Consider the following 24097-nt stretch of genomic DNA (forward strand, 5'->3'; position numbering starts at 1 on the left):
CCCCGAGCATAAAACCGATAACAGACGCTAAGCACCCACAGTTGTTGCCGTAGAGCACGTAGAAAAAATTTTTCTCTAATAGAAAACAGCTTAGATCATCAGTTATTTAGGTAATCTATGCATTGGTATGAAGAGACTTTCAGAAAAAAAAAGCGAACCATAAATGATCCGCTTTTAAATGTAATATATGATAATAAAAATCTAAACTCTGACTAATTCCTTTTCTTTCAATCCTGAAATAATTGACTTATATGTATTCAATACCAAACCTACGTCCACTGAGTATGAAATGTATTGTACTCCTATTTCCTCCCATTTCTTTGCGCTATGCACACTTTCGACAAAGGTTCCGACAGCTTTACCTTTACTTTTAGCAAGGGTGACTGCCTCTTGCATCTTGTTTACCACTTTTTCATGATTGACTTGACCTGGCACTCCACATGATTGTGATAAATCATATGGACCAAGAAAAATTACATCAACATCAGTATCTAATATTTCTGGAAGATTCTTAATCCCCTCAAGTCCTTCTATATGAACTATAGATATTACGCCTTCATTTGCGGTACCAAAGTGATCTACTTTGTCTATGTTGGTGTAATCTGCAGCTCTTACATATCTGCACATACCTCTCTCTCCTTTTGGATGAAACATGGTTGCGTTTACAACACTCTGTGCGTCAAGCTTTGTGGATATTTGAGGAACTTGAATACTTCTTACTCCAATATCCAATGTACGAAGAATAAGTGTCTCGTTATTTTCTGTTACACGTACGACAGGAATTATACCTCTAGCCTCCGCTGTTCTTACCATGTTTTGAGCTGACTCAACACTGATCGGCCCATGTTCCATATCAATAATAATGAAATCAAACCCAGCCAGAGCTGCCAGTTCCACCATAGTAGGATCAGAAATTTTGCAAAATGGTCCGTAGACCGTTTTACCTTCTTTCAAAGCCTGTTTTATTTTATTCACTTTCATGATAATCTCTCTTTCATTACTGCATCTTTACAAGGCACACAAAAACTGTCATATCATCACCAATCAAAACACCAAGGATGATGAATATCAACAATTCATTTGACCTTCAACTTGTACTATTAAGCCTCTGCAGCTTCCTTTTTTACTGTACTTTCTACTTTTTTTAGTGGTGCAACTGTAACTCTCTTCTTAATTAGATAGTCATCTAAAGCATAAGTTGAGCAGTCAACTCCTAGTCCACTATTTTTAATCCCTCCATGTGGAAGGTTTATATCAAATCTTACTCCGTTAGTTAAGACCTCTCCAAACTCTAGGTTATCAACGAAGTAATTCAATGTATCCTGACTCTGAGAGAATACATAAGATGCTAATCCTGCATCCGTGTTATTAGCTACCTCTAAAGCTTCTTCTTTTGTTGTAAATGGAGTGATAATAGCTACGGGACCAAAAATCTCCTTTTTAAGAATCTCGGCTCTATTGTTATCAAGTCTTATTACTGTTGGTTTATAATAAAATCCAGGTCCTTCAACTTCCTCTCCTCCAGATAATACAACTCCTCCTTGGGTAACTGCTTCCTGAACAATCCCATGAACTTTTGTTACTGATGCTTTATTAGCTAAAGGCCCCATGTCTGGCCCATTTTCTCTTCCGAAACCTATTTTTGCACTTTCAAACTTTTCTTTGATACCAGTTATGAAATCATCTATTACTGATTCATGTACAAAATATCTATTTGGTGCCACACAAATCTGACCTGAGTTTCCCATCTTCAACCCTGCTCCAATTTCTACTGCATCCTCCATATTTGCATCTGGAAATACTACAAACGGAGCATTTCCTCCACATTCCATACTAAAACGCTTAATGGAAGATTTAGTACTCTGCTCAATCAATTTCTGGGCAGTTTCTGTTGAACCAATCATAGTTACAAGCTTAGGAATAGTACTTTCACATAAAGGAATCCCTACGTTATTTCTATCACCAGCCATAACTGTCACTACACCAGATGGAAACCCTATTTCAGCACACATTTCACCAATCATATAAGCAGATAATGGCGAAAACTCAGAAGGTTTCAATATCACAGAACAACCTGCTGCTAAAGCTGGTCCTAGTTTAAAGCCTAGATTTAATAAAGGGAAATTATATGCTAAAAAGGCAACAGAAACACCTAATGGTTGATGCTTTAAGTAGTGAGTATGAGTCCCTGCCCTATCCTCTATCTCAATATCGTCTCTAGTTTTAATTTCCTCAGAATAGAACTGCAAAGAATCTGTTATACTCGTCAAGTCCTCTTCAGAGCTTTCCCAAGTTTTACCCATCTCATGCATAATAGCTTCTCTCAATAGATCGCTGTTTGCCAGTATTTTATTTCTCAACTTAGCAATCCAATCAAGCCTTTCTTCTAAGGGGAATTTAGACCAAGACTCAAATCCCATCTGTGCCGACTTCAACGCTCTTTCAGTATCTTCTGCACTTGCCCAAGCAATTGTTGCACAAGCTTGTTCATCTGCAGGACAGACAACTTCAAACTTCTCCCCATTAGACGCATCAACTAACTGACCGTCAATATATAATTTTTTATATCCAAATTTCATCTCGTGTTATTTCAATGGTTTAATGAATCATCTAAGAGTCTATTATTCTTCTTCTTTTGAAGTGAAAAGAGTTAATCGAACGCTCTAATTCGTTTCCTCCTCATACATATTCCTCTTTTGTTTCTGCAATTAAATATCTGTTCAATTCGTCTTCATTTACATCTACACCTAACCCTGGAGCACTTGGTACAAACAGTTGTCCTTTCTCCATCTGAATTTGATGAGCCGTAACATCATCCCTAAGAGCATTCTCAGTTCTATCCAACTCCATAGTTGGTTTTTCATCATACATTCTCCCAGGATTCTTATCAAGGTTAGCAACTAAATGTACTGCTGCGCTTATCGCAATCCACGTACCCCAAGAGTGAGGTACCAAGTTTTTGTGGTATACAGATGCTAATGTAGCAATTCGTTTAACTTCTGTTATCCCTCCTGCCGCAGCAATGTCTGGTTGTATAATATCTACACTATCATTATCCAGAAGTCTTTTAAATCCATGCTTATAATATTCACACTCCCCTCCTGCAATCGGAATAGTAGTATTTTCCCTCAGCCTTTTATAGCCTTTATAGTCCTCAGGAGAAACAGGTTCTTCAAACCACCCTATATTATACTTTTCAGCCTTACGAGCTAAGTCAACAGCTTCTTTATAATCATAGGCATGATTAGAATCGATCATTAACTTCATATTACACCCTATAGCTTCTCTAATAGCTGATATATACTCAAGATCTTCATCTATGCCGAGTCCAACTTTCATCTTCACAGACTTAAATCCCTCTGCCTTATACATTTTAGCCTCCTCTACCAATTTATTCTTGAGGTCTGGTACTCTTTCGAAATACAAACCCGTAGCATATGGCTCTATTACAGGGTTTTTAACCCCTCCTAACAACACTGAAACTGGTTGGTTCAACAACTTACCTTTGGCATCCCAAAGTGCAATATCAATTGCACTTAAAGCAGCAGTAAAAGACCCACTTCTAGCATAATCCATTGACCTTAAATACATTTCTTGCCAAACAGATTCAGTTTCAAGAGCATTTTTTCCTAAGATAAAAGGCGCAAAAAATTCTATACCTGCCTTGACAACTCCTGCGGGTCCATACCCTTCTCCCCAACCATAAGTTCCATCTTCAAGCAATACCCTAACTATACAAATCTTACGTGTATCATATTCCCATTGAGAGAAATAGAATGGTGAGTCTAGTTTGTTGACTAAAACAAATGGTTCTATCTTCTGTATTTTCATATCTTGTTTGTTGACATAATGTACATAGTAGTATGCCCTAATTCTAAATCCTTACCGAATGATTAAAATGTCTAACCTTTACCGTTATTCTATATTCGGTTGTTCACTACTAGGCCATAACAATTGTCGCAACAATGATCAATGCAATACCAAATAGCAGTACCTTAAAAGGCTTAGCCACACCATCCCATTCACCAGACCTGTATGCCCAAACATTACTTACAATCAAACCTCCACCCATTAACATAGGCCACCCTATCACTGGACCAATATCTCCCATCATTGAAACACCCTGACCGTAAATTGCTAATGCTCCAAACCACGTTAATGCTGCTATTATGGACCAAGTATATGCCTTACCAGATTTTAGGGTAGCAAAAGACCCCCAGCTATTATTTTTAAACAGTAAGAATATGGCGTAAAATGCATTTATTGCAAACCCTCCCCATAATACTACTACCCACACGGCTAAACTTCCATTTCTTAGATTAGCTCCCATGTCTACATCGGTTTGATCTTTAGCCATTACATCGGCGGCTATATCCCTTATTGGGAGGCCTTCAGAGAATCCTATTCCAAGCATAGCAGACATCACCCCACTAATTATAGCTATGATCAATCCAACTTTTAAATTAGACTGATTACTATCTCCTGTCATTTTATCCTTCATGATCCCTGCGTATGCAGCTACGCCTACACCAATTAATAACAATGCATCTCCTCCTAGTACTTTTGGTAATGCCGTCATATCAGGCTGCTCCATTGTAAAATATGGAATCAAACTGCCTACTATAGCACAAAGTCCCAATACAATCCCATAGGTTAAAGACATACCAATATATGGTACACATTTACCAAACATTATACCTCCAATTCCCCAAGCAGCACCGAAAATCATAGCATACATCTTCACATCAGCTGGGGTTGCCGCTATGACATCAAATAAATTTGGAACAAATGTCATGGCTGCCAAGATGGGTAGTAAAATCATTGCTGTAGTAGCATGTACCAGCCACCATGCTTCCCACTTGAGCGGTTCCGTATACTTCATACCTAACCCGAATGTTCCTTGAAAGAAACTAGCAAACACTAGTAAAGTCAGCCCAAATGCAAAAGAATCCATATAGTTATTATCTTATCTCTTACCGACTATTATTTGGATAGTCAATATCATCTTAATTTATCTCTTCCAAAAGTCGGAGATATTTGATTCGATTAATCCTCAGATATTAACAATGATCAGTCAGATATTATCCTTCTTACTATCTTGATAATTAATGACAGTTTACCAATACCCTATAATTTGTTTGACTAAAAATACGTCGGTTAATTACTGTCTATTGAGTTAGAAGAAGACTGCCAAAAACTAACGACATCTAAAAATCACATTCATTTATCTATTTTCGAGATTAAGTTTAATTTGAACCTAAACTAAACAGCCCGCATAAAAATATGAGGGCTGCTTAGTTTAACTACTGTATCATTCTTTGATTACCTATTGGTATCATAATATACCTGAAAGTCATCAACATAATATGTCAGATTAGATGACGCTGTTTTACCAGCAAAATTACCATACTGTAACATACAACGGATACCACTGAAATTAGAACCATCCTCATCAAAGGTAACAGGTATATCTACCTCCACCCAGCTATCTGTAACTCCACCTGTGATTGTATTAAGGTTCAAATCAGCTCTGTTGAAAGACACTCCTTGCAAAATAATTGCAATACCATTATTGGTATCCAAATTAACATTTGTAGCAGAACCATCTATATAGATGTAAAACTTTACAGTTCCTGATCTTGGAGAAGCAATAGACCCTGGTACATTTGTTAATGGCACTCCTTGTGTTTCAAAGAAAAAATTAGATCCTCCTGTTCCTGTCTTGATACATTGATTACTAGCTATGCCATGACCTGACCCTGGAGCTCCTACTCTCTTCCAAACAGCAGCATGTGGATAATTATACAAAAGTGCCTGTTCACTATTATCTTCCTTTGCCATCTCAAATCCGGTATTAAATTCAGAATCGGAAAGTGTTGACTGATTCTCTAAAAACCCTTTAGTCACAGTCACATCTGAAATCATCTGCATTGTCCTCAACCCGGAAGCGTTAGTAATACCTGTACCTGAATAAGTAATCTTTACATCATCATCAAAATATATTGGTTCATCAAGAGTAAGATGAATTATAGAATTTTCAACTTCAAAAGCAGTAGGTATAATATTCAGGCTAGTATAGCCCTTGCCAGAATTAGAAATATTAATACTAAAATCTGTTAAATCTCCAGTTTCTACAACAGGAGCTCCATTAAGCTCAATTGATACAATAGATGAAGATTCTGTAATATCAAATTCACTCACTGATATACTACCAGACACTAAAGGCTTAGTAGAAGGTGAAACATTCACAATGAGCGGAATGAATTTTTCTACCTCTGCTTTAGGGTTATTTCTAAAAGTCCTAAAACTCCCAACTTGAAACGTTCCTAAAGAAGAGTAAGCAAACTCTAGTAGAGCTGTTGTCTCATCATATTCATCTTCAGTACCTATTATCCATTCTCTACCTGAAGGCTCACCTTGAACAGACATATCGACAAAAGTAATTACATCACCATCTTGTACGTCTAAAGTGATCCAATCTGAAGGGTCTCCAGAAGGAAAATCATCTCCATTCACTTTTAAAACTTCCTCACCGTCAAAGAATACTGCAAACTCTGCTTTCAGAGTGTCATAGACTTTAACTGCTATAGCAGTATCAATTATCCATAGTCCTAAACTTTCATCAAATTCTGAAGAAAAAACTCCATCATATTCCCCGGTAGCCTTGCTGTATTCTTGAACACTTGCAACAGAATCTTTATAAGTATTGTACAGTCTTACATAAGTATCTCCAGGTTCTGAAAAAAGAACATTCGCTACAATTTCTTTCGAAACAGTGTCGAGTTTTGAATTGATTTGAGCGTACAAATCCTCTTCTATCTCGGGTTGTTGTTTCAAGAAATGATTTCCTTGCTCTATTCTCCATTCATGACTTGTAACCCCTATAGAAGCATCCAAAAAAGGATAATACTCATTAATAGCAACACGAATCGGTCCTCCTTCTTCATATTGTTCCTGTACTCTCCACCTTGCTGTAACTAGCTCTCCATCACCTGGTGCAACATACTCGTCTTCAACACATCCCAATAGGGCTGCAATAAAGAAGGTAGCATAAACTATATTCAATATTTTATTCATCTCTATTTGGTTTAAAGTGAAGTGTTCGTTTCAAGTTCAGTCTCTGGTATCGGGAAGTATCCATAGGGTTCCGATGCAAACTTCAATGCCGCATCTTGAAACTCTTTCTCAACTACGTTCTTTGTAGCATCTACTGGAGCTGTTCCTTTCATGATCACACACCCTGTAAGGTCGGGAAAAGCAGTAATTGTTGGATAGGCCGTTTGCAAATCTTCTACCCACCAATCTTCTTCACTAAGTGCTTGGTACCTTTCGCCAGCAACTCCCCATCTTCTTAAATCATTTACTCTTTCAAATACTCCATCTAGCCCTATTTCTAATGGACGCTCATGATACATGATAGTATCCATAACCATCTCAGGAGTATAAGCTTCTCCATCATAAGTTCCACCAGTACCACTCACGTCTGTTCCTCTCAAGACTAATTCCCATCTAGACCTAATCACGTTGATCAAATCCAATGCCTTCTGAGCATCACCTGTCTGAGCATAGCACTCTGCTAACATCAAATAAGCATCAGCAAATCGATATAGAACAACATTTTTATCTGAATACCAATTCTCTCCTCTTACATTGTCTAACTCATTTTCCAGTACATCCCAGTTACTATACTTTCTGAAATACCCTACTGTACGTGTATTGAAAGAAGCTGCATTAGCTACGATTGGCTGGCCATAATATCCTGGAAAGGTATCCATTGGTAGAGCTGCCATAGCTTGAGCACGTAAGGATACTATTCTATTCCCATAAGTAACCGCATCGACTTCTTCATTCTTATAGGCATATGCTAACCACGCTGACATAGTGACCTCACCTGAGCCCCCTCCAAAAGGAAATGAAATACTATTATTGTTTCTATTAGCTCCAGGTGAATGAAATCTTGCCCACCTATTATGAGAAGCAGCTTCATGAAACCTCAATAATTCTTCACCTTCCAATTCGTATGTAATTTCAAGTATCGATTCTACATTATGCTCACCAGTAGTACCGTAGACATACAACCTATCATCACCCGTGAGTAAGTCGAATCCAAACTCAGCTTTCCTATCAATTAAATCTTCCAATACAGTAATGGCTGAATCGTACTGATTTTCATATAAATAGCTTTTTGCAAGAAGTAAGGCAGCAGCTCCTTTCCTAACTCTTCCTACACTTTTACCTGCCTCGGCATATTCAAAAGGTAGCAAATCATAAGCTCTCTTAAAATCATTTCTAAAGAATGCTAATACTTCTTCAGAACTAGATAGAGAAGAATTAAACTCCTCTCCTAATATATTATTATCTCTAATTATGATTCTACCATTATTAAAGTTTGAGTGAAGGTAAAAATGCATCAACCCTCTAAAGAAAACAGCTTGTCCCATTTGGCTATTCCATTCAACGGTATTTAACTCCTTTACTTCATCTGGTAAATTCTCCAAACCACTAATAGCTTGATTTGCCCTCTGTATAACAGTATACCATGCCTGCCATCTATTACTTATTTGGCGGGTACTTGCGTTATAAGTATGACTATACCACAATTCATTATTTGCGTTTACAGCATTTCCATTTCTATTATTCAACGGAGAAGTTAAATCCGACCTATGGTTTTCCCATTGTCCTGCCGTTACGTAGTGATTTAGCATTGCATTGTATACAGACGTTACCGTCCTGTCTGTCTCATCAAGATTAGACCAAAAAGAGTCTTGAGTTACACGATTCGGGTTTTCTTGATCCAAATACTCTTCACAGGCTACAATTGTTGCAGCCAATATGATCATTATTATTGAATATAATTTTGATTTCATCTTATTACTGGCTTAAAAGTTTAATTGAATACCTCCCATATAAAGTGCTGATATCGGATAATTGGCACGGTCGAGACCGCGAGTGGCCAACTGATTATTCCCACCACTATCAGGCACACCTGCTACTTCAGGGTTGAATCCATCATAATTTGTAAACGTAAGTGCATTCTGTGCAGAAATAAAGACCCTCAATCTTCTAACATTTACTTTTTGAACTATTTTGTTAGGTACAGTATACCCTAAAGTAACTGTCCTTAACCTAAGAAACGAGGCATCTTCTATCCATGTATCTAAAGCATATCTGTAGTTGTAGTTGCTGGTTCTGAAATCAGCATATGGTGGAACATCAAAGTCTGGATTCTCTGGGCTATAGGTATAAAGCAAATCCTTATGAACACCTCTACTATAAGCGTAGGCCTTTCCCCCATTAAAAACTTCATGTCCCACAGAAGCATACCAGTTCATTGTGAAATCAAACTGCCTCCATTTAAGGTCAACATTCAAACCGACTTCATAATCTGGCATCGCGCTACCTCCGTACGTTAAATCATTGCTGTCTATTGTACCGTCTTCATTAACATCAACAAGTATCCTAGATCCAAAATCAACGTCATCAGGATTGATTTCCTGTTGCTCCGCCAGTTGCTCTTCAGTCCTTACTAAACCGTCAGTTTTATAGACCCAGTAAGAACCAGCTTCATGTCCCAAAGCCAATACAGAAAGAAGATCAGAATTTCCAGGAACAGTACTTCCAGATAATGGTGCAACCTCTGTATCGCCACTAAGCTTGGTCATCTTATTTCTCATCCTAGTGAATGTTCCGTTCAAGTTCCAACTAAAATCTCCTACTCTATCCCGATAGGTGAGAACTAACTCTATTCCTTTATTCTCCATACTACCAACATTTTGGATTACAATATTGTTACCAGCTGCTCCTCCAGGGTCAGTATTGTACGCACCGGCAGATAGAGGAATAACTACTGGAAACAGCATGTCTTCGTTAGTTCTCCAGAAATAATCAGCGCTGAACAAAAACTTGTTTTTGAACAACCCAATATCAGTACCTACATTGGTTGTAATAGATGTTTCCCATTTCACTTGATCATTTGCATACCCTTCTGATACTGCTCCTGGCTGAAGGTTTGAAGCTCCAAAAGGATAATCAAGGTTAACAGTATTAATCGTTGGAGAATATGAATAAGGCCTGATTCTTTCGTTTCCTAATTCACCGTATCCTGCTCTTAGTTTAAAATTATCGGAAACAGAGGATAGTGCTGACCAAAATTCCTCATCTGCTACATTCCATGAAGCAGAAAATGAATTAAATGTACCCCATCTGTTTTCTTCGGAGAAGTTTGAAGAACCATCTCGTCTGACTAAAGCCATGAGATTATACTTTTGTTTATAGTTATACTCTAGCCTTCCTACAAAACTGGCCATATTTATTCTATAATCATCACTGGCAGGGGCTGCAGAAGACCATACCTGAGAGGTGCCGCTAGCATTATCAAACGTCCTAATTAAGCTATTATTTACTCCGTCTACCGTCGCATAAAAAGTTTCATTGGTTCTTTGATCAATATCAACTACACCTGTTATTGTAAAAGTATGTCCTTCAACTTTTTTATTATATGACAATGCCGAATTGATATTCCTTGTAGTCATCCTTTGAGTCAATCTTGACACTTCACTTTGTGACGGCTCTGTCACAATAGCGCCAGTTTCTATATCCTGTTGGTAGATTGGAGGCTCAAACCACCTACTTATTCTATTAGTGGTAGATACTCCAAATACAGTATTAGAACTGAAACCATAACCAATATCGTAGCCAATATTCACACTACCATTAAAACGTTCTCTTGTCAAATCAAGGTCTCGTCTAAGTGCGCTAAGAAAATTAGACTGCCTATCACGTGCATCGGTATTACCTGTACTACTATCCCATTCTACTACGTCCGTTCGATAATCAACCAACGGCAAGAAAGGTTTATATTGTGTCGCCCAAATTAACAGATTACCGACGATCTGATTTTGCTGCTCAGAAGCATAAGCCGCACTGGCCATCACATTCCACTTACCTTTGTTGTACCTAGTGGTAAAACGCGTATTGTACCTTCTAAAACCGGAATTGAATATTGACCCTTCATTGTCATACATCCCCAGCGTAACATTATATCCTATATGCCTAGAGCCTCCAGATAAATTAACATTATAATTTTGGGTAGGAGCGTAATCATTAAGAATCAATTTTTTCAAATCTGTCTCGTTACTTGCCCAAAGTGTCCCTTGCAAACCTGTTAATGGGTTATTCGCACTTCTGTCATAGAGATTAGCATTTTCAATAAACTGATATTGTTCTGCAGTACTCATGGTAGGAACAAAAACTGACTCATTGATTTTTTTCACACCATAAGTTGCTTGAAGGTTGACTGTCATATTACCTTCTTCAGGTTGACGTGTGGTAATTAGTATTACCCCTGCGGCACCCCTTGCTCCATATACAGCTGCAGATGAGGCATCCTTCAGTATATCTATACTCTCAATCTCACTTGGAGCAAGTCTTGGATTACCATCTTGTGGTACACCATCAACAACATAGAGGGGTTCATTCGAACCTGAAATGGTTGTCAACCCTCTAATTGTAATACTAGAGTTTGCACCTGGAGCTCCACTTTGAGAAGTCACATTGACACCTGCTACTCTTCCTTGAAGTGCATTACCTAAATCACTGGTAACAAACTCTCGAACCTCTTCACCATCTACACTTGCAACAGCACCTGAGATTACTTTCTTAGTCTGTTCACCATATCCAATTTTAACAACCTCCTCAAGTAACTTGGTATCTGGTTCAAGTCGAACGTCTATTACAGACGCATTAGCCAAATGTTCTACTTGTTTCATTCCTATAAAGGAGAAAACCAGTATATCATTTTCTTCAGCCTCTATACTGTAGTTACCATCAATATTTGTAACAGTACCTTTAGAGGTTCCTTTGATGATGACACTTACCCCTGGTAAGCCCGATCCATCATCAGCGCTGGTTACATTCCCTGTCACTGTGGCCTTCTGAGCGATTGCTGTTACACTCATCACTAACATCACACATAGCAACAAATACGCATTCCAGACTCTTCTTAGTCTCTCATCATTCATATCATAGTCTTAGTTATAGTAAATAAACTTTTATGGCTTTCAGCCTTCGTAAAGATCATTTAGTAACATCCTCCTATGTTTTGAATAAATCCCAAATGTTTTTGAAATCGTAACAAACCGCCTCCAACACCTTTAAACCACGATTTATACACATCTCGGTCTCATTTTATTTATAATCTACACACTAATTCTGTTGTTCCGTGTATGCATTCAAACAAATAAAAATCAGATTGTTACCATTAAATAACACTTCATTGCTTATCAAAACATTTCGAGTACCGAATTAAGAGTGTTGTATTCATAATACTTTAATGCAACAACATTGTTAGATATTATTATCTAGCTACAAGGTTTGAAATTAAACTCATTATACATACCTGACCTCTTTCTCAAGTCTTCATAACAAAAAACAAGATAAGGGTCCACTATGTTATTTATCTGGTGATATGAATTTACACTTTTTCAATCAATCTTGCTTTCCATATTGACTTGGAGATACTCCATAGTACTCTTTAAATAAAGTACTGAAATAAGCTCGGTTTTTGAATCCAGTCTTATAGCATACTTCAATCACTGTAAATTCTCCAGATATCAAGTACTCAGCAGCCTTCTTTAGACGATAAGACCTTACAATCTCTTTAGGAGTTGTATTCGTAATTGCTTTCACCTTTTTAAAGAATTGATTCCTATTCATATGCAACTCCCGAGTAAATTGGTTGAGATCCATCTCTTCGTTGTCAAGATTATCTTCCATCAATTTATATAACTTCTCAAGAAAAATCTGATCGCTTTCACTTTGCTGCTTCTTTTCTAGGGAAAGTGGAAAATCTACTTTAAATCTCTCTCTAAGCTTTTTCCTATTGAGTAGTATATTTTGTGTAACAGCAAGTAAATGTCTCATCTCAAAAGGTTTAGTTATATAAGAATCTGCCCCCATATCTAATCCTTCAATTCTTTCATCTATGGATGATCTAGAAGTCAACAAGATGACTGGAATATGACTGGTACGAATATCTGCCTTTACATTCTTACAAAGTTCCAGTCCGTTCAGCTCTGGCATCAATATATCACTAATAATGATATCTGGCCATTCTTCTTCTAATGCATCCATACACTCACGCCCGTTTGAAAACGAAACTACTCTGAAATAATCCCTCAGAACTCCTTCTACAAACCCTCTGAGATCATGATTATCTTCTACAAAATAAATTGTAGAAGTATTAAGAGAAGAGTCCATAATTAGATTGGCTAAGTCAAAAGTATCGATTTCTACTTTTTGCTTATCTTCATGACTTTCATCTTCAAGGATCTCTTTTATTCTTTTTTCACTGAACTTATCTTCACGGCTCACTTTGACAGGCATGAAGACAGAAAATTTTGCGCCTTCACCATATTTACTATTCACCTCGATCTCACCAAAATGCATTTCTACTAACATTTTAGTTAATTCCAAGCCTATACCTGAACCTACAGAATATCCATCCCCTTGCTTAGATTGATAAAATCTTTTAAATAGGTTATCAATATCTTCACTATGAATACCTTTACCTGTATCCTCTACTTCAAAGAAAAACCCCTTCTCCGTTAGCCCATACCGAATTGTAATGCTGTCTCCTTTCTTTGTAAACTTGAAAGCGTTATTCAATAGATTATTGAGCACCACTTCCAACTTTTGCTCATCCGCCATTACAAAAAGCTGATTTGCCTCTCCGTCAAGGATCAAATCCTTTCCTGTATCTCTAGCTAGTCTCTCAAAATCCTGTTTTATGTTTGTTATAAAATCAGTGAAATCGAAACTTTGCATATTGAGTTTAAGAAGATTTTGCTCACCTCTTCTTAGGTCATGCACTTGATCCACTAGTTGAAACATTTTCTTAGACTGACGATGGACTAAGTCTATATGATTAAAAGCATCTTGATTATTCTCAAGCATTTTACGTAAAACGGTAATAGCCCCTGAAATCAAAGTAAGGGGTGTTCTGAATTCATGAGAAATATTCATAAATAGTTTGATCCTAGCTGAGTCAAGCTCCACTGCTCGTTTTTTCTCTAACTGCTCAAGTTCAAGGTTGTACTCTAGCTTATTAAAGCTCAACAACACTCTAAATATTATAAATCCTATAACTATGCATAATACAAAATATATTACATATGCCAATGTTGTCTTCCACCACGGGGGATTAACGATAATTTCCAACCTTCTCAGGTCTGACCATTCTTTTTTACTATTTGAAGTAGCTACTTCAAATATGTAATGTCCAGAAGGTAACATACTAAAATTGGCCTTTTTGTTTTGAGAAGATGTTACAAACCACTCTGTATCCTCTGGCAATAATCGATATTTAATCAAATGACTTTCTGCATTAGAATAATGAAGAGATATTAATTCGATAGACAAACTATTTTCATTATAATCAAGCTCTAACACTTCAATATCGTCTAAAGGCTTACTAAGTATCACCTTCTCGTATAATGGCTGGCCTACTTCTATCGGTACATTAGATATACTCAATTCTCCAAATCTTAATTGTGGAGCTCCTTTATCTTGTGCAATGTGTACAGGATCCACATAACAGACACCATTATTTCCGCCAAACAGCATTCTATTATCAGGTAAATTGATAGATGTAATCTCAAAGCTTGATGGTATCAACCCATCTTCTAAATTAAAATTCCTAAACTTTCTTGTCTTCAAGTTGAATTGATTGATCCCCTTATTGGTCGCCACCCAAAGATGTTCGTCTCCATCAAACAAAAAAGACCTGACGTCATAATTGTCTAAGCCATCCTGTTCTGAATAAGTCTTAAACTTTAGATTCCTATTCGATTCAATTACTTGACTAATACCTCCTTGTTCCGTACCGATCCAGAGTTCTCCTGAAGGCAACCTCATAATAGACGATACAAAATAACTGGGAAGCGAACTTTCATCTTTCTTTTCTGGTATAACATTAACTACTTTTGAATCATACAATTCTCCAGTTGTCTCAATCCGAAATAAACCGTCAGATCTAGTTCCTACCCATATTACCCCCTTTTTTTCAGGGTCTGGATATACTACACTAATAATAACTCCTTCTTTGCCAAGAAGCTCTAGCTCTTCTACAGACTCAATCTGCTGCCCTTTAAATCGAAGACGATATAGTGTAGACAAACCTCCCACCCAAAGCTCTCCCTCATCTCCTTCTCCAAAACCTTCTACTCTATCTACAGCAATATTTCCATAATCACCCTCAATGAGTTGAGTCCATCTGTGTTCATTCTTTCTTTTGAAGTATATTCCTCTGTCCCATGTACTCAACCACAGCATGCCTCGCGAATCCAAAAATGCGTGCTTAACAGGTTTAGCAAAATTCTCAAGAGGACTTATACTGCTGTTTTTTACATTAAGTAAATGAGCTCTATTCTCATACATGGCTAGCAATACTAGACTATCATTAACTACAACTGCTTCTCGAACATTGCTCGAAACGTTACTTCTCAACTTAGAGCCTTCCAAATCATTATAAACAAATACCCTATCTGTTGTACTAAATCTAAAAAGCCCCTGATTAAAGCTACCAACCCAACCTCCACTGGAAGTATTAGAAACTATACAGCTCAGCCTCGTGAATTTATTTTTAAAACTAAAGTCCCTTCGTTGAAAACTATTGTATCTCATATTCTCTGGATCAGGAATCATAGTTAGATGATTATTTCGTTTCATCAACCACATCTTCCCTTCCTTATCCACATCAATGTTGATGAAATCATTCACTCCAAGTACTTTATGCAAGTATTTGAATCTAGGCTTTGCATTATTTTCAAAGCTTGTCAATTCTACCATACCTAGAGACCATCCTTGTAATACATACATAAACTGTTTGTGATCAAAAACAATATCAGATGCATAAGGCACATCGTCTTCTACAATTTGTTCAAATTCTATTTTATCAACATCAAAAAGGAATAGTCCTCTATTGGAAGCTATTGTCATGAACTTAGAATTGACAGCCATACAAGCTCGAGGTAAAAAAGTTCTTTTATCCACTGAATCTGGTACGTATGAACCTAAAAAAACATATCGCTCTGCATCGAACAATAACAGTCCTTCTGATTTTGTAAGGCAAATCACATAATAACCTAATTGAGCAATCTGTGTAATGACTGGCCCAGGACGACCTTGTGCGGATTTTTCACTAGTATATATTGTTTTGAATCGTCCCGTGCTATACTCATAAAGAGAGAGTCCTCCTTCAGTCCCAATAAGTATATTATTGTTCTGATCCTGAAATAATGATGATACTCTATTGCTCGTTATTAGCGTATCCTTATGTCCATTTCGATACTCTTTAAACTCATACCCATCATATTTATTGAGGCCATTAAATGTCCCAACCCAAATTAACCCTTTGTGATCCTCTAAAATACATGTCACTCCAAAATGAGAGAGCCCATCCTGCATTGTCAAATGCCTAGATATCCCTATTGCTTCATCGCTAGTCTGAGCAATTATTGTGAAACTCAAAAAACCAAAAAGGGTTAGGATAAATAATCGTATCATCATATCAATTATCTCGAAAAGGGTTATTACTTCCTTTCTATAATTTACCCCCTATGCGATTATTTATCAAGTTAATACTTAAAAGATAGATTGGATTGGACTTAGGAAACCATAAAGAGGTAAAAGAACTCTAGAGCATTATAACAAACTTAATCCAACTCCATCCTTCTTGTTTTTCAATTTGTACTCTATGTTTTTGAACGCGTGTATAAATACGTTTACCTCCTCAATGAACAACATTAATTACTACAGTTATTCATCATAAAAACAACACTTAAATTATCAAATCAGACATCATTGTGACATTATCTAAACCTCTCACTTTTAACCTGAACTACCTTGCTTACTTGAATCTGCCTGTATTTTTATTACAACTATGATGATAAGACAATGAAGAAAAGAATTGTGTTTACACTGATGACAATGGTCATATGGAGCTGTATTAATACTAAGGCACAGGTTCCACATTCTGATCCAGAAAATAAAGGAAACTGGGTACTCAACACAGACCTTAGTGATGAGTTTGAAAGTGACAGATTGGATGAAACCAAATGGCTCATTCAAGGACGAAATGGACAATATCAATCTAATTGGGAAGGTAGACAGCCATCAGAATTTTCCACTGATAACGTACGACTAGAGTGTGGTAAACTAAAATTACAAACGCGATGGCAGCCAGAATATGAATTTACTCCTGATGATTGTACTCGCTTAAACAATGGTGATGAGTATTGCTATGGTTTAGATGCAGATGGATCGACAAGACCAATCACTACAGCTGCAGTAATCAGTCGTAGACAATTTTTACATGGCTATATGGAAATCAAATGCAAAGCTGCAGATGCACCTGTTACCAGTTCGTTTTGGACCACTGGTCGCAATACAGAACTGGACATGTTTGAGATGTTTGGTGATCATATTCAACCAAATAAAGAAAATAAAGGCAAGGAAAGAGAACTAAAAATAAATATGCTTGATTGGTCTCCAGGTACGGGTGGGAAACAAACATTTTTCAGTGAATATCTGATGGATTGGAATGTAGCCGATGATTTTCACACCTATGGTTTTGACTGGACAGTCGATGATATTAAAATGTATGCGGATGGTAAATTGTTCACTACTTGGGTAAGAGGAACAGGAACCAATACTGAACGTATCAAATATATTTCAAATGAGAATTGGACGATCACCAACCCTTTCTTCCTTTGGGTAGACTCTGAGACTTTCCCCTGGCATGGCATGCCCCAGGAGAAAGATTTACCAGCAGATTATGAAATCGAATATATTCGAGTTTGGCAAAAAGCCAATACACCTTATGTGTATAATGATTTTTTTGGATTTGAAGGTGCTACATGGATCAACAACCGAAGTCTATCGTGGAGGATTAACGGAGCCAGTATTCCATACACGGATATCACCAATGAAAAACCTTATTCAGGTAACCGAAGTCTAAAATTTCACCACTCAGAAGAGTTACCAAAAAACACCCAGAACGACAATAAAATTAACATTAATGTCAATTCACCCTCTGGCAGTATTCAGCTAGATCATGGCAATCATACACTATCTATGAGAATCTGGAAATCTACTGATAGTCAATTAACAAAAATCCGAGCCCGATTACAAAAGTCCAATACAAATATAGACCTAGACATTTCCTCTGCCCCTACGGGGCAATGGACAGAGGTATCTACATCATTTTCATTATCCTCTCAGACACCAGAAGATGAAAGCTTAACTCTTCAAATCATAGGTAATCTCGCTGGCACAACTAATACAATATACATTGATGAAGTATATTTTAACGGTAGCAGCCGAGGAAATGCTCCAAATACTTCAGTAGCTACACCATTCCGGTACGATTCTTTTAAAGAAAGAAAATGTCAGACCACAACTGCAATTAACGTCTCCCGCAATGCGAATTTCGAAATTTATCCAAATCCAGCTAAAGGCACTGTCACAATAACGTCTGACATTATCGGGCACATAGCTATTACAAGTTATACTGGAAAGGAAATCAGTAGACTAGCAAAACCTGTACAATCAATCAACATACCAATTGAAAATCTTAAAAGTGGCATCTATTTCATTCATTTATACGCAAAAACTGGCACAGTATCCCTGCAAAAACTAGTAGTGGAATAGACACAATGGCATTTATTTAAGACTAACAACTACATGATTTGTTCTATGAAAAATACGTTTTTTTTAATTGGACTGACACTCGGTATAACTGCTCAGGCTCAGAAATACAAACCATTATCAGAGACTAACAGTAAGGTCAGGTGGAAATACCTCGAGCACGTTAGCGATGAATTTAACAAGGATAAAATCGATGAAAAGAAATGGCTGATACAAGGTAGAAACGGAGAGTTTCAATCTAGATGGATAGGAAGAGCACCTTCGCAGTTTTCTACAGAAAACGTATTCATCAAAGATGGCAAATGTATAGTCAGAACTCAATGGGATCCTGATTTCGAATTCTCAAAAAAGCTAGATAAAGCATCTGGTAAGAAATATGAAAACATCACGACAGGTGCTTTAATTTCAAGAAAGGAGTTTCAATTTGGATATATGGAGATCAAGTGTAAAGCTGCTGATGCCCCAATTACCAGTTCATTTTGGGCAACTGGTAAAGGACAGGAGCTTGATGTATTTGAATTCTTCGGTCAGCATATACAACCTCATAAAATTGAAAAAAGAATGGATAATGAGTTCTTGTGGACGATCATAGACTGGACGAAAAAATCTAACAGAAGAAACTGGAGAGATCACTACATGCTGGACTGGCGGGTAGCTGATGACTTCCATGTATACGGATGCGAATGGTCTCCAGAGTATCTTAAGTTTTATGCTGACGGAAAACTGTTAGGAGAAATCAATAAGAGAAAAGTATTAGCTTCAGATTCAGCATGGATATTGGTCAACCCTATGAAAGTATGGGTAGATTCTGAAACATTTCCTTGGAACGGTATACCTACTTCTCAACATTTACCTGCCGACTTTGAAATTGATTATATAAGGATCTGGGATAGAGACTACGGTATCAAAGAAAATATTACTCGCACAACACCTAAGAAGAATACCTCTATAGTTCAAAATCCACCATTAACAAACCCGTATTCACAAGCATTTGGCTTTGAAGGAGCATTTGAACTTCCCAAAGGGCCTGACAGATGGTTTATACCTAATAATTCCAAACAATTTATCTCATTCACCAAAGAAAAAAGCCATTCTGGTGCAAGCTCACTAAAATTTGAAACTCAAAACGGTTTAGCTCACAATACCGTAATATTCGCCCCATTTGGCTCTGTACAGATACCTAGCGGCACTTATGAGTTGACGATGAAAGTCTGGATTGATGAAAGTAATACGTTAAGTGAAATTCAACCAGTACTCGAAGAGCCTTACCTTCAAATTAAGCCTATCAAACTGAGTAAAACTCAAAAAGGGAAATGGATCACAGTAAAACAGACATTCAGTCGTATGAAAAACTCTGGAACTAAGGACAGAGTTCGGTTAATATTTAAACCCTCTAACACTACTAAGAGAGGATTGGTCTATATAGATGATATCCGAATCCAGACTCGAAATTCAGTAAACTATGCTACCCCACCTAAGGTGACAACTCAAGCAAACGAAAAAGCTTTCAGCTTTGAAGGCCCTTTCGAATTGGATAGAGGTACCGATAGATGGTACATTCCAAATAATGCACGCGACTACTATTCATTCACAAAGGAAAAAAGTATTAAAGGCTCTACATCATTAAAGTTTTCATGTGAGAATGGACTTGATAACCCAGCAGTAATCTTCGCACCTTTTGGTTCCACAAATATTCAGGCCGGAATGCATGAACTTTCAATGAAAGTATGGATTGCACCATCCAACACATTAAACCAATTTCAGATTACTCTTGAAGACCCTTATTTACAAACTGCACCTATTAATCTGAGTAAAGCAAAAAAAGGTGAATGGATAACTATCAAACATACATTCAATAGAAATAAAGCGTCAAATATTAAAGACAGAATTCGACTAGTTATTCAAACAAATGATGTATCAGATAAAGCGTTAATATACTTTGATGACATTAAAATAAAAGCCATCTAATAACACGAAAAAAATATTATGAGATTACTTTTTATTACACTATTCCTTACAAGCACACTAAGTCAATGTACACATGCAAAGGAAAGAAAGCCAAACATATTACTTATTCTTATGGATGACTTAGGCTACGCAGATGTTGGCTTTATGCCCGATGCAGCAAAAGACATCTATACCCCTAATTTAGATCAATTAGCCCAAGAAGGGACAATTTTTACTTCTGCTCATGTTACACACCCCTTTTGCGGCCCTAGCCGAACAAGTATCATGACAGGAAGAATGCCTCATGCTCTGGGCGCACAATACAATCTCGCAGCTTTTTCTGGAAATGGAATTACTACTTCAGAAAAATTCATCAGTAAAGCTATAGATGAAGCTGGATATTACACTGGGATAATAGGTAAATGGCACCTTGGCGAAGAAGAACAATTTCATCCACTGAGTAGAGGGTTTGATTATTTCTATGGTTTCTTAGGAGGTGGTCACGAGTATTTCTCAAATACTTGGATCGACCCAACATCTTTCAACCCTTCCGACTACGAAGCGGGAAATTATCCTGGCAACTATAACCGTCCAATGATGAATGGAAATGAATACATCGCTTCTGACAAGGGTTTGTATTGTACAGATGTATTAACAGATGCTGGAATAGAATTCATAGACAACGCCTCTAAAGATGATCAACCATTCTTCCTTTGGATGTCATACAATGCACCACATACACCTGTTCAAGCTATGCCTTCTGACATAGAAGAATTACAGAAAATCCTGGGTAATAATGCTGCTACTAAAAACAAAAGACTGACTTACACTGCCATGATGTATAATGTAGATTATAACATCAAACGCCTAATTGATCAACTAAAAAACTCTAATCAATATGATGATACAATGATCATATTTTTAAGTGACAATGGTGGTAAACCTCCTGCTGGGGCTAATAATAAGCCATTACGTGGTAGAAAAGGAGATGCCTATGAAGGAGGGCATCGTGTACCCATGTTTATTCACTGGCCAAAGGGTGGAGTCCAAGAAGGTAAAATCACCTCTTACAACTTCTCAACCCTAGACTTTTATCCAACTTTTGCTGCTTTGACTGGTGCTAAAATCGATGATGGTAAAATTACAGAAGGTATTAATGTATGGAACGATATTGTGAACCTCACGGATCCTAGAAAAGATAAACCTCTATTCATTATGAGGCAAATGAATGGTATCAATCGTACTGGTGTGATTAAAAACAATTTAAAACTATACACATGGGGAAATGGAGATTGGCAATTGTATGATCTTTCTAAGGATATAGGAGAGACAAATGATGTTTCTTCTAAATTCAAAAAAGAAGTTGAAACAATGAAAAGATCAATATACGAATGGACTTGGACCCAAAAAAAACCGGCATTCTTTGACTCTCCAAGTTACAAGTTTGAAGAAAACTGGAATAAAAACAATATGCCTAATTTCGGTAAAACCTTTGGTCAGATGTACAACCATGAAGACTACATATCTCCTATCAAGTAATGGTTAGTAAGTAGTTCAATTTATTCTAGACTGTCTCAAAAGGACAGTCTCTTTTGATTAAAAATGCATCAAAACATTTAGCTATAATTTGATCTCAAATAAAAAGATAAATTCTAAGTCATCTATTCTTATACAGATGACTTAGAATACTAGTTAAAGATATACACAATGCATTTAACTTTACATCTGTACCTCGTGTGATAGTCTCAAAAGTCGAACAGTTGGCACAACACTACTTAAAAGAATATCGGAAATTCTAGATTATCAAAGGCAAGTAGGCCATGTAACATTATTACATCCTGTACTTTTAGTATCGTGCACTAGTTTTTCAACAAACCCAATTGGAAAACCAGTTGAACTAACATTGTAAACATTGGTATCAAAATAGCCGAACCCAGAGCCACTATTATAGACTTCATTAAACACCGCCCCTACTGATGGGCCATGATAAACTTGTCCCACTCTATCCCAATAGCTCGGAATACAAACTTTTAAACGCTCCTCACAGGTGAGATAATCGAGGAAGTGTTGTTTAAGATCTGCTGTTTCACCATAGATAGCCTCTACATTAAATACTTTTATATCTTTAAAAACACCTGGCTTTAAACCGTAAACTGCGAAAGCCTTATCAGCAAATTCATTCTTGATTCTCGCTGCCCAAATGCGACCATTATCTCTTAAATACACAGTCTGCACAGAACCAGTACCTACTTGCTCTTCTACTTTTTGTTTCAATAAAGCCTTTTCTTCTTGACTCACTCCATTAATACCATATCCAAAATCGTCTCCAAAGATTTCAACGCCTCCCATATCAGTTCTGACAGCAAAAGCGCAACTAATAGCTTTTACGCCATCAACTTGAATTTTTCCATTATCAATAAAGTGAGGAGAAAACATCACAGGTGCGAGTCCATTTTCGCCTTGAATATTCTCAGCATATATTTCGTTAATACCACCAAATCCTGCTTTCTTCATTGCACGATTGTCAGTTTCCATTCTAAGAGTAACCCCTCCCTCACAGTATAGATTATTGAAGAATATACGATCCGCGGCATACATCTGAACCAACCCATATCCAAACAGCGCATCATATTGACGAATATCTGAGATAACACCATTCGTAGGCCATTTGGTATCTCCATCAGAATCACTAGAAAAATTCACCAGAATGGAAGCAAATACGGTCTTATTATCTTGAATATTGAAATTCGATATCTTAAAGTTTTTCATCCTGTTCAATGAAAAGGCTATGTATCGATCCGAATCATCATCTCTCAGGTCGATAGTGAAACCTTTCCCTGTACCGACTAAACTAATATTCTCTTCATAATTGTCTCTCCCTACGTAGAACAACCTTCGATTAAAACTTCTTTTCCAACCAGAAGATGCGGGGTATATAGTAGCTCCCTCGTCAATTTCTATATGCACGTTAGACTGTAAATTGATTTCTTTGAGATAATACTGCCCAGCAGGAATAATCAACCTACCTCCACTTTCTTCAGCACTAATCTCGTCAATCGCTTTTTGTAACTCGCTACTATCATCACCTTCGTCGCTATTGTTAACATAATAATCCACTACAAGATTTTTAGTCACTCCATAAACTGCTGGGGGGCTGTAAAAGTCTTCTTCTACTACCTTTTCTATCGAAGGTATAAGTTCTTCTTCTTCTTCATTTTGAGTATTCTCATCTTTCTTTTCTTCTTCTTCTTCTTCTTCTTCTTCTTCTTCTTCTTCTGCACTTATCTCTTCAACCGAATCTTCACATGCGCTCAGCATAGTTGACATCAACACAGATAGTGCAGTTAATAACCAAATCCTTTTCATAATTATTACCTTTATCAAAACTGGCATTCTTTCAGTATTTCTTAAATGCCCTTGTTCATTTTAGAAAGACAAGGTAGAG

General features: G+C 37.1%; 12 protein-coding genes. 3 read left to right on the top strand and 9 right to left on the bottom strand.

Features of this window, described 5'->3' with window-relative positions; translation table 11 throughout:
- Nucleotides 1-201 precede the first annotated feature (201 nt).
- The 8 genes from DKG80_RS12740 to DKG80_RS12775 all read right to left on the bottom strand — a co-directional run bounded on the left by DKG80_RS12740 (nt 202) and on the right by DKG80_RS12775 (nt 16563).
- Nucleotides 202-981, bottom strand: coding sequence for an HpcH/HpaI aldolase family protein (locus DKG80_RS12740; RefSeq protein ID WP_109831745.1), 780 nt, complete (start codon nt 979-981; stop codon nt 202-204).
- A gap of 119 nt (nt 982-1100) precedes the next feature.
- Nucleotides 1101-2579 carry an aldehyde dehydrogenase family protein gene (locus tag DKG80_RS12745; RefSeq protein ID WP_109831746.1) on the bottom strand — a complete coding sequence of 493 codons (1479 nt, stop codon included), beginning with the start codon at nt 2577-2579 and terminating at the stop codon, nt 1101-1103.
- 100 nt (nt 2580-2679) lie between these two features.
- Nucleotides 2680-3831 (bottom strand): mandelate racemase/muconate lactonizing enzyme family protein, encoded by a 1152-nt coding sequence (locus DKG80_RS12750; protein ID WP_109831747.1) that lies wholly within the window; start codon nt 3829-3831, stop codon nt 2680-2682.
- 109 nt (nt 3832-3940) lie between these two features.
- Nucleotides 3941-4954 (bottom strand): L-rhamnose/proton symporter RhaT, encoded by a 1014-nt coding sequence (locus tag DKG80_RS12755; RefSeq protein WP_109831748.1) that lies wholly within the window; start codon nt 4952-4954, stop codon nt 3941-3943.
- Nucleotides 4955-5322: 368 nt separating this feature from the next.
- Nucleotides 5323-7077: a hypothetical protein gene (locus DKG80_RS12760; protein WP_109831749.1), complete on the bottom strand. Its 1755-nt coding sequence runs from the start codon at nt 7075-7077 to the stop codon at nt 5323-5325.
- Between the two features lie 11 nt (nt 7078-7088).
- Entirely contained in the window at nt 7089-8867 is a 1779-nt protein-coding gene (locus DKG80_RS12765; protein ID WP_109831750.1) for a RagB/SusD family nutrient uptake outer membrane protein, read from the bottom strand.
- Nucleotides 8868-8879: 12 nt separating this feature from the next.
- Complete coding sequence (locus tag DKG80_RS12770) at nt 8880-12020, bottom strand: SusC/RagA family TonB-linked outer membrane protein (protein WP_109831751.1); 3141 nt, start codon at nt 12018-12020, stop codon at nt 8880-8882.
- 466 nt (nt 12021-12486) lie between these two features.
- The gene (locus DKG80_RS12775) at nt 12487-16563 is read right to left on the bottom strand and encodes a hybrid sensor histidine kinase/response regulator transcription factor (RefSeq protein WP_221409127.1); all 4077 of its coding nucleotides are present in this window, start codon (nt 16561-16563) and stop codon (nt 12487-12489) included.
- Between the two features lie 390 nt (nt 16564-16953).
- Between DKG80_RS12775 and DKG80_RS12780 the strand changes: the two genes are divergently transcribed.
- The 3 genes from DKG80_RS12780 to DKG80_RS12790 are packed head-to-tail and all read left to right on the top strand — an operon-like array spanning nt 16954 to nt 22191.
- Nucleotides 16954-18708 carry a T9SS type A sorting domain-containing protein gene (locus DKG80_RS12780; RefSeq protein WP_109831753.1) on the top strand — a complete coding sequence of 585 codons (1755 nt, stop codon included), beginning with the start codon at nt 16954-16956 and terminating at the stop codon, nt 18706-18708.
- A gap of 45 nt (nt 18709-18753) precedes the next feature.
- Complete coding sequence (locus tag DKG80_RS12785; protein ID WP_162555865.1) at nt 18754-20673, top strand: family 16 glycosylhydrolase; 1920 nt, start codon at nt 18754-18756, stop codon at nt 20671-20673.
- A gap of 18 nt (nt 20674-20691) precedes the next feature.
- Complete coding sequence (locus DKG80_RS12790; RefSeq protein ID WP_109831755.1) at nt 20692-22191, top strand: sulfatase-like hydrolase/transferase; 1500 nt, start codon at nt 20692-20694, stop codon at nt 22189-22191.
- 264 nt (nt 22192-22455) lie between these two features.
- Here the strand turns inward: DKG80_RS12790 and DKG80_RS12795 are convergent, their stop codons facing one another.
- Nucleotides 22456-24018: a glycoside hydrolase family protein gene (locus DKG80_RS12795; protein WP_109831756.1), complete on the bottom strand. Its 1563-nt coding sequence runs from the start codon at nt 24016-24018 to the stop codon at nt 22456-22458.
- Nucleotides 24019-24097: the final 79 nt, after the last annotated feature.

Source organism: Reichenbachiella versicolor (assembly GCF_003171675.1).
GTDB lineage: Bacteria > Bacteroidota > Bacteroidia > Cytophagales > Cyclobacteriaceae > Reichenbachiella > Reichenbachiella versicolor.

Excerpts from the sequence above, each read along its gene's own strand:
- DKG80_RS12750 (WP_109831747.1), bottom strand. The coding sequence starts at position 3,831 with ATGAAAATACAGAAGATAGAACCATTTGTTTTAGTCAACAAACTAGAC.
- DKG80_RS12770 (WP_109831751.1), bottom strand. The coding sequence starts at position 12,020 with ATGAATGATGAGAGACTAAGAAGAGTCTGGAATGCGTATTTGTTGCTA.
- DKG80_RS12740 (WP_109831745.1), bottom strand. The coding sequence starts at position 981 with ATGAAAGTGAATAAAATAAAACAGGCTTTGAAAGAAGGTAAAACGGTC.
- DKG80_RS12775 (WP_221409127.1), bottom strand. The coding sequence starts at position 16,563 with ATGATACGATTATTTATCCTAACCCTTTTTGGTTTTTTGAGTTTCACA.
- DKG80_RS12760 (WP_109831749.1), bottom strand. The coding sequence starts at position 7,077 with ATGAATAAAATATTGAATATAGTTTATGCTACCTTCTTTATTGCAGCC.
- DKG80_RS12780 (WP_109831753.1), top strand. The coding sequence starts at position 16,954 with ATGAAGAAAAGAATTGTGTTTACACTGATGACAATGGTCATATGGAGC.
- DKG80_RS12790 (WP_109831755.1), top strand. The coding sequence starts at position 20,692 with ATGAGATTACTTTTTATTACACTATTCCTTACAAGCACACTAAGTCAA.
- DKG80_RS12785 (WP_162555865.1), top strand. The coding sequence starts at position 18,754 with ATGAAAAATACGTTTTTTTTAATTGGACTGACACTCGGTATAACTGCT.
- DKG80_RS12745 (WP_109831746.1), bottom strand. The coding sequence starts at position 2,579 with ATGAAATTTGGATATAAAAAATTATATATTGACGGTCAGTTAGTTGAT.
- DKG80_RS12795 (WP_109831756.1), bottom strand. The coding sequence starts at position 24,018 with ATGAAAAGGATTTGGTTATTAACTGCACTATCTGTGTTGATGTCAACT.
- DKG80_RS12755 (WP_109831748.1), bottom strand. The coding sequence starts at position 4,954 with ATGGATTCTTTTGCATTTGGGCTGACTTTACTAGTGTTTGCTAGTTTC.
- DKG80_RS12765 (WP_109831750.1), bottom strand. The coding sequence starts at position 8,867 with ATGAAATCAAAATTATATTCAATAATAATGATCATATTGGCTGCAACA.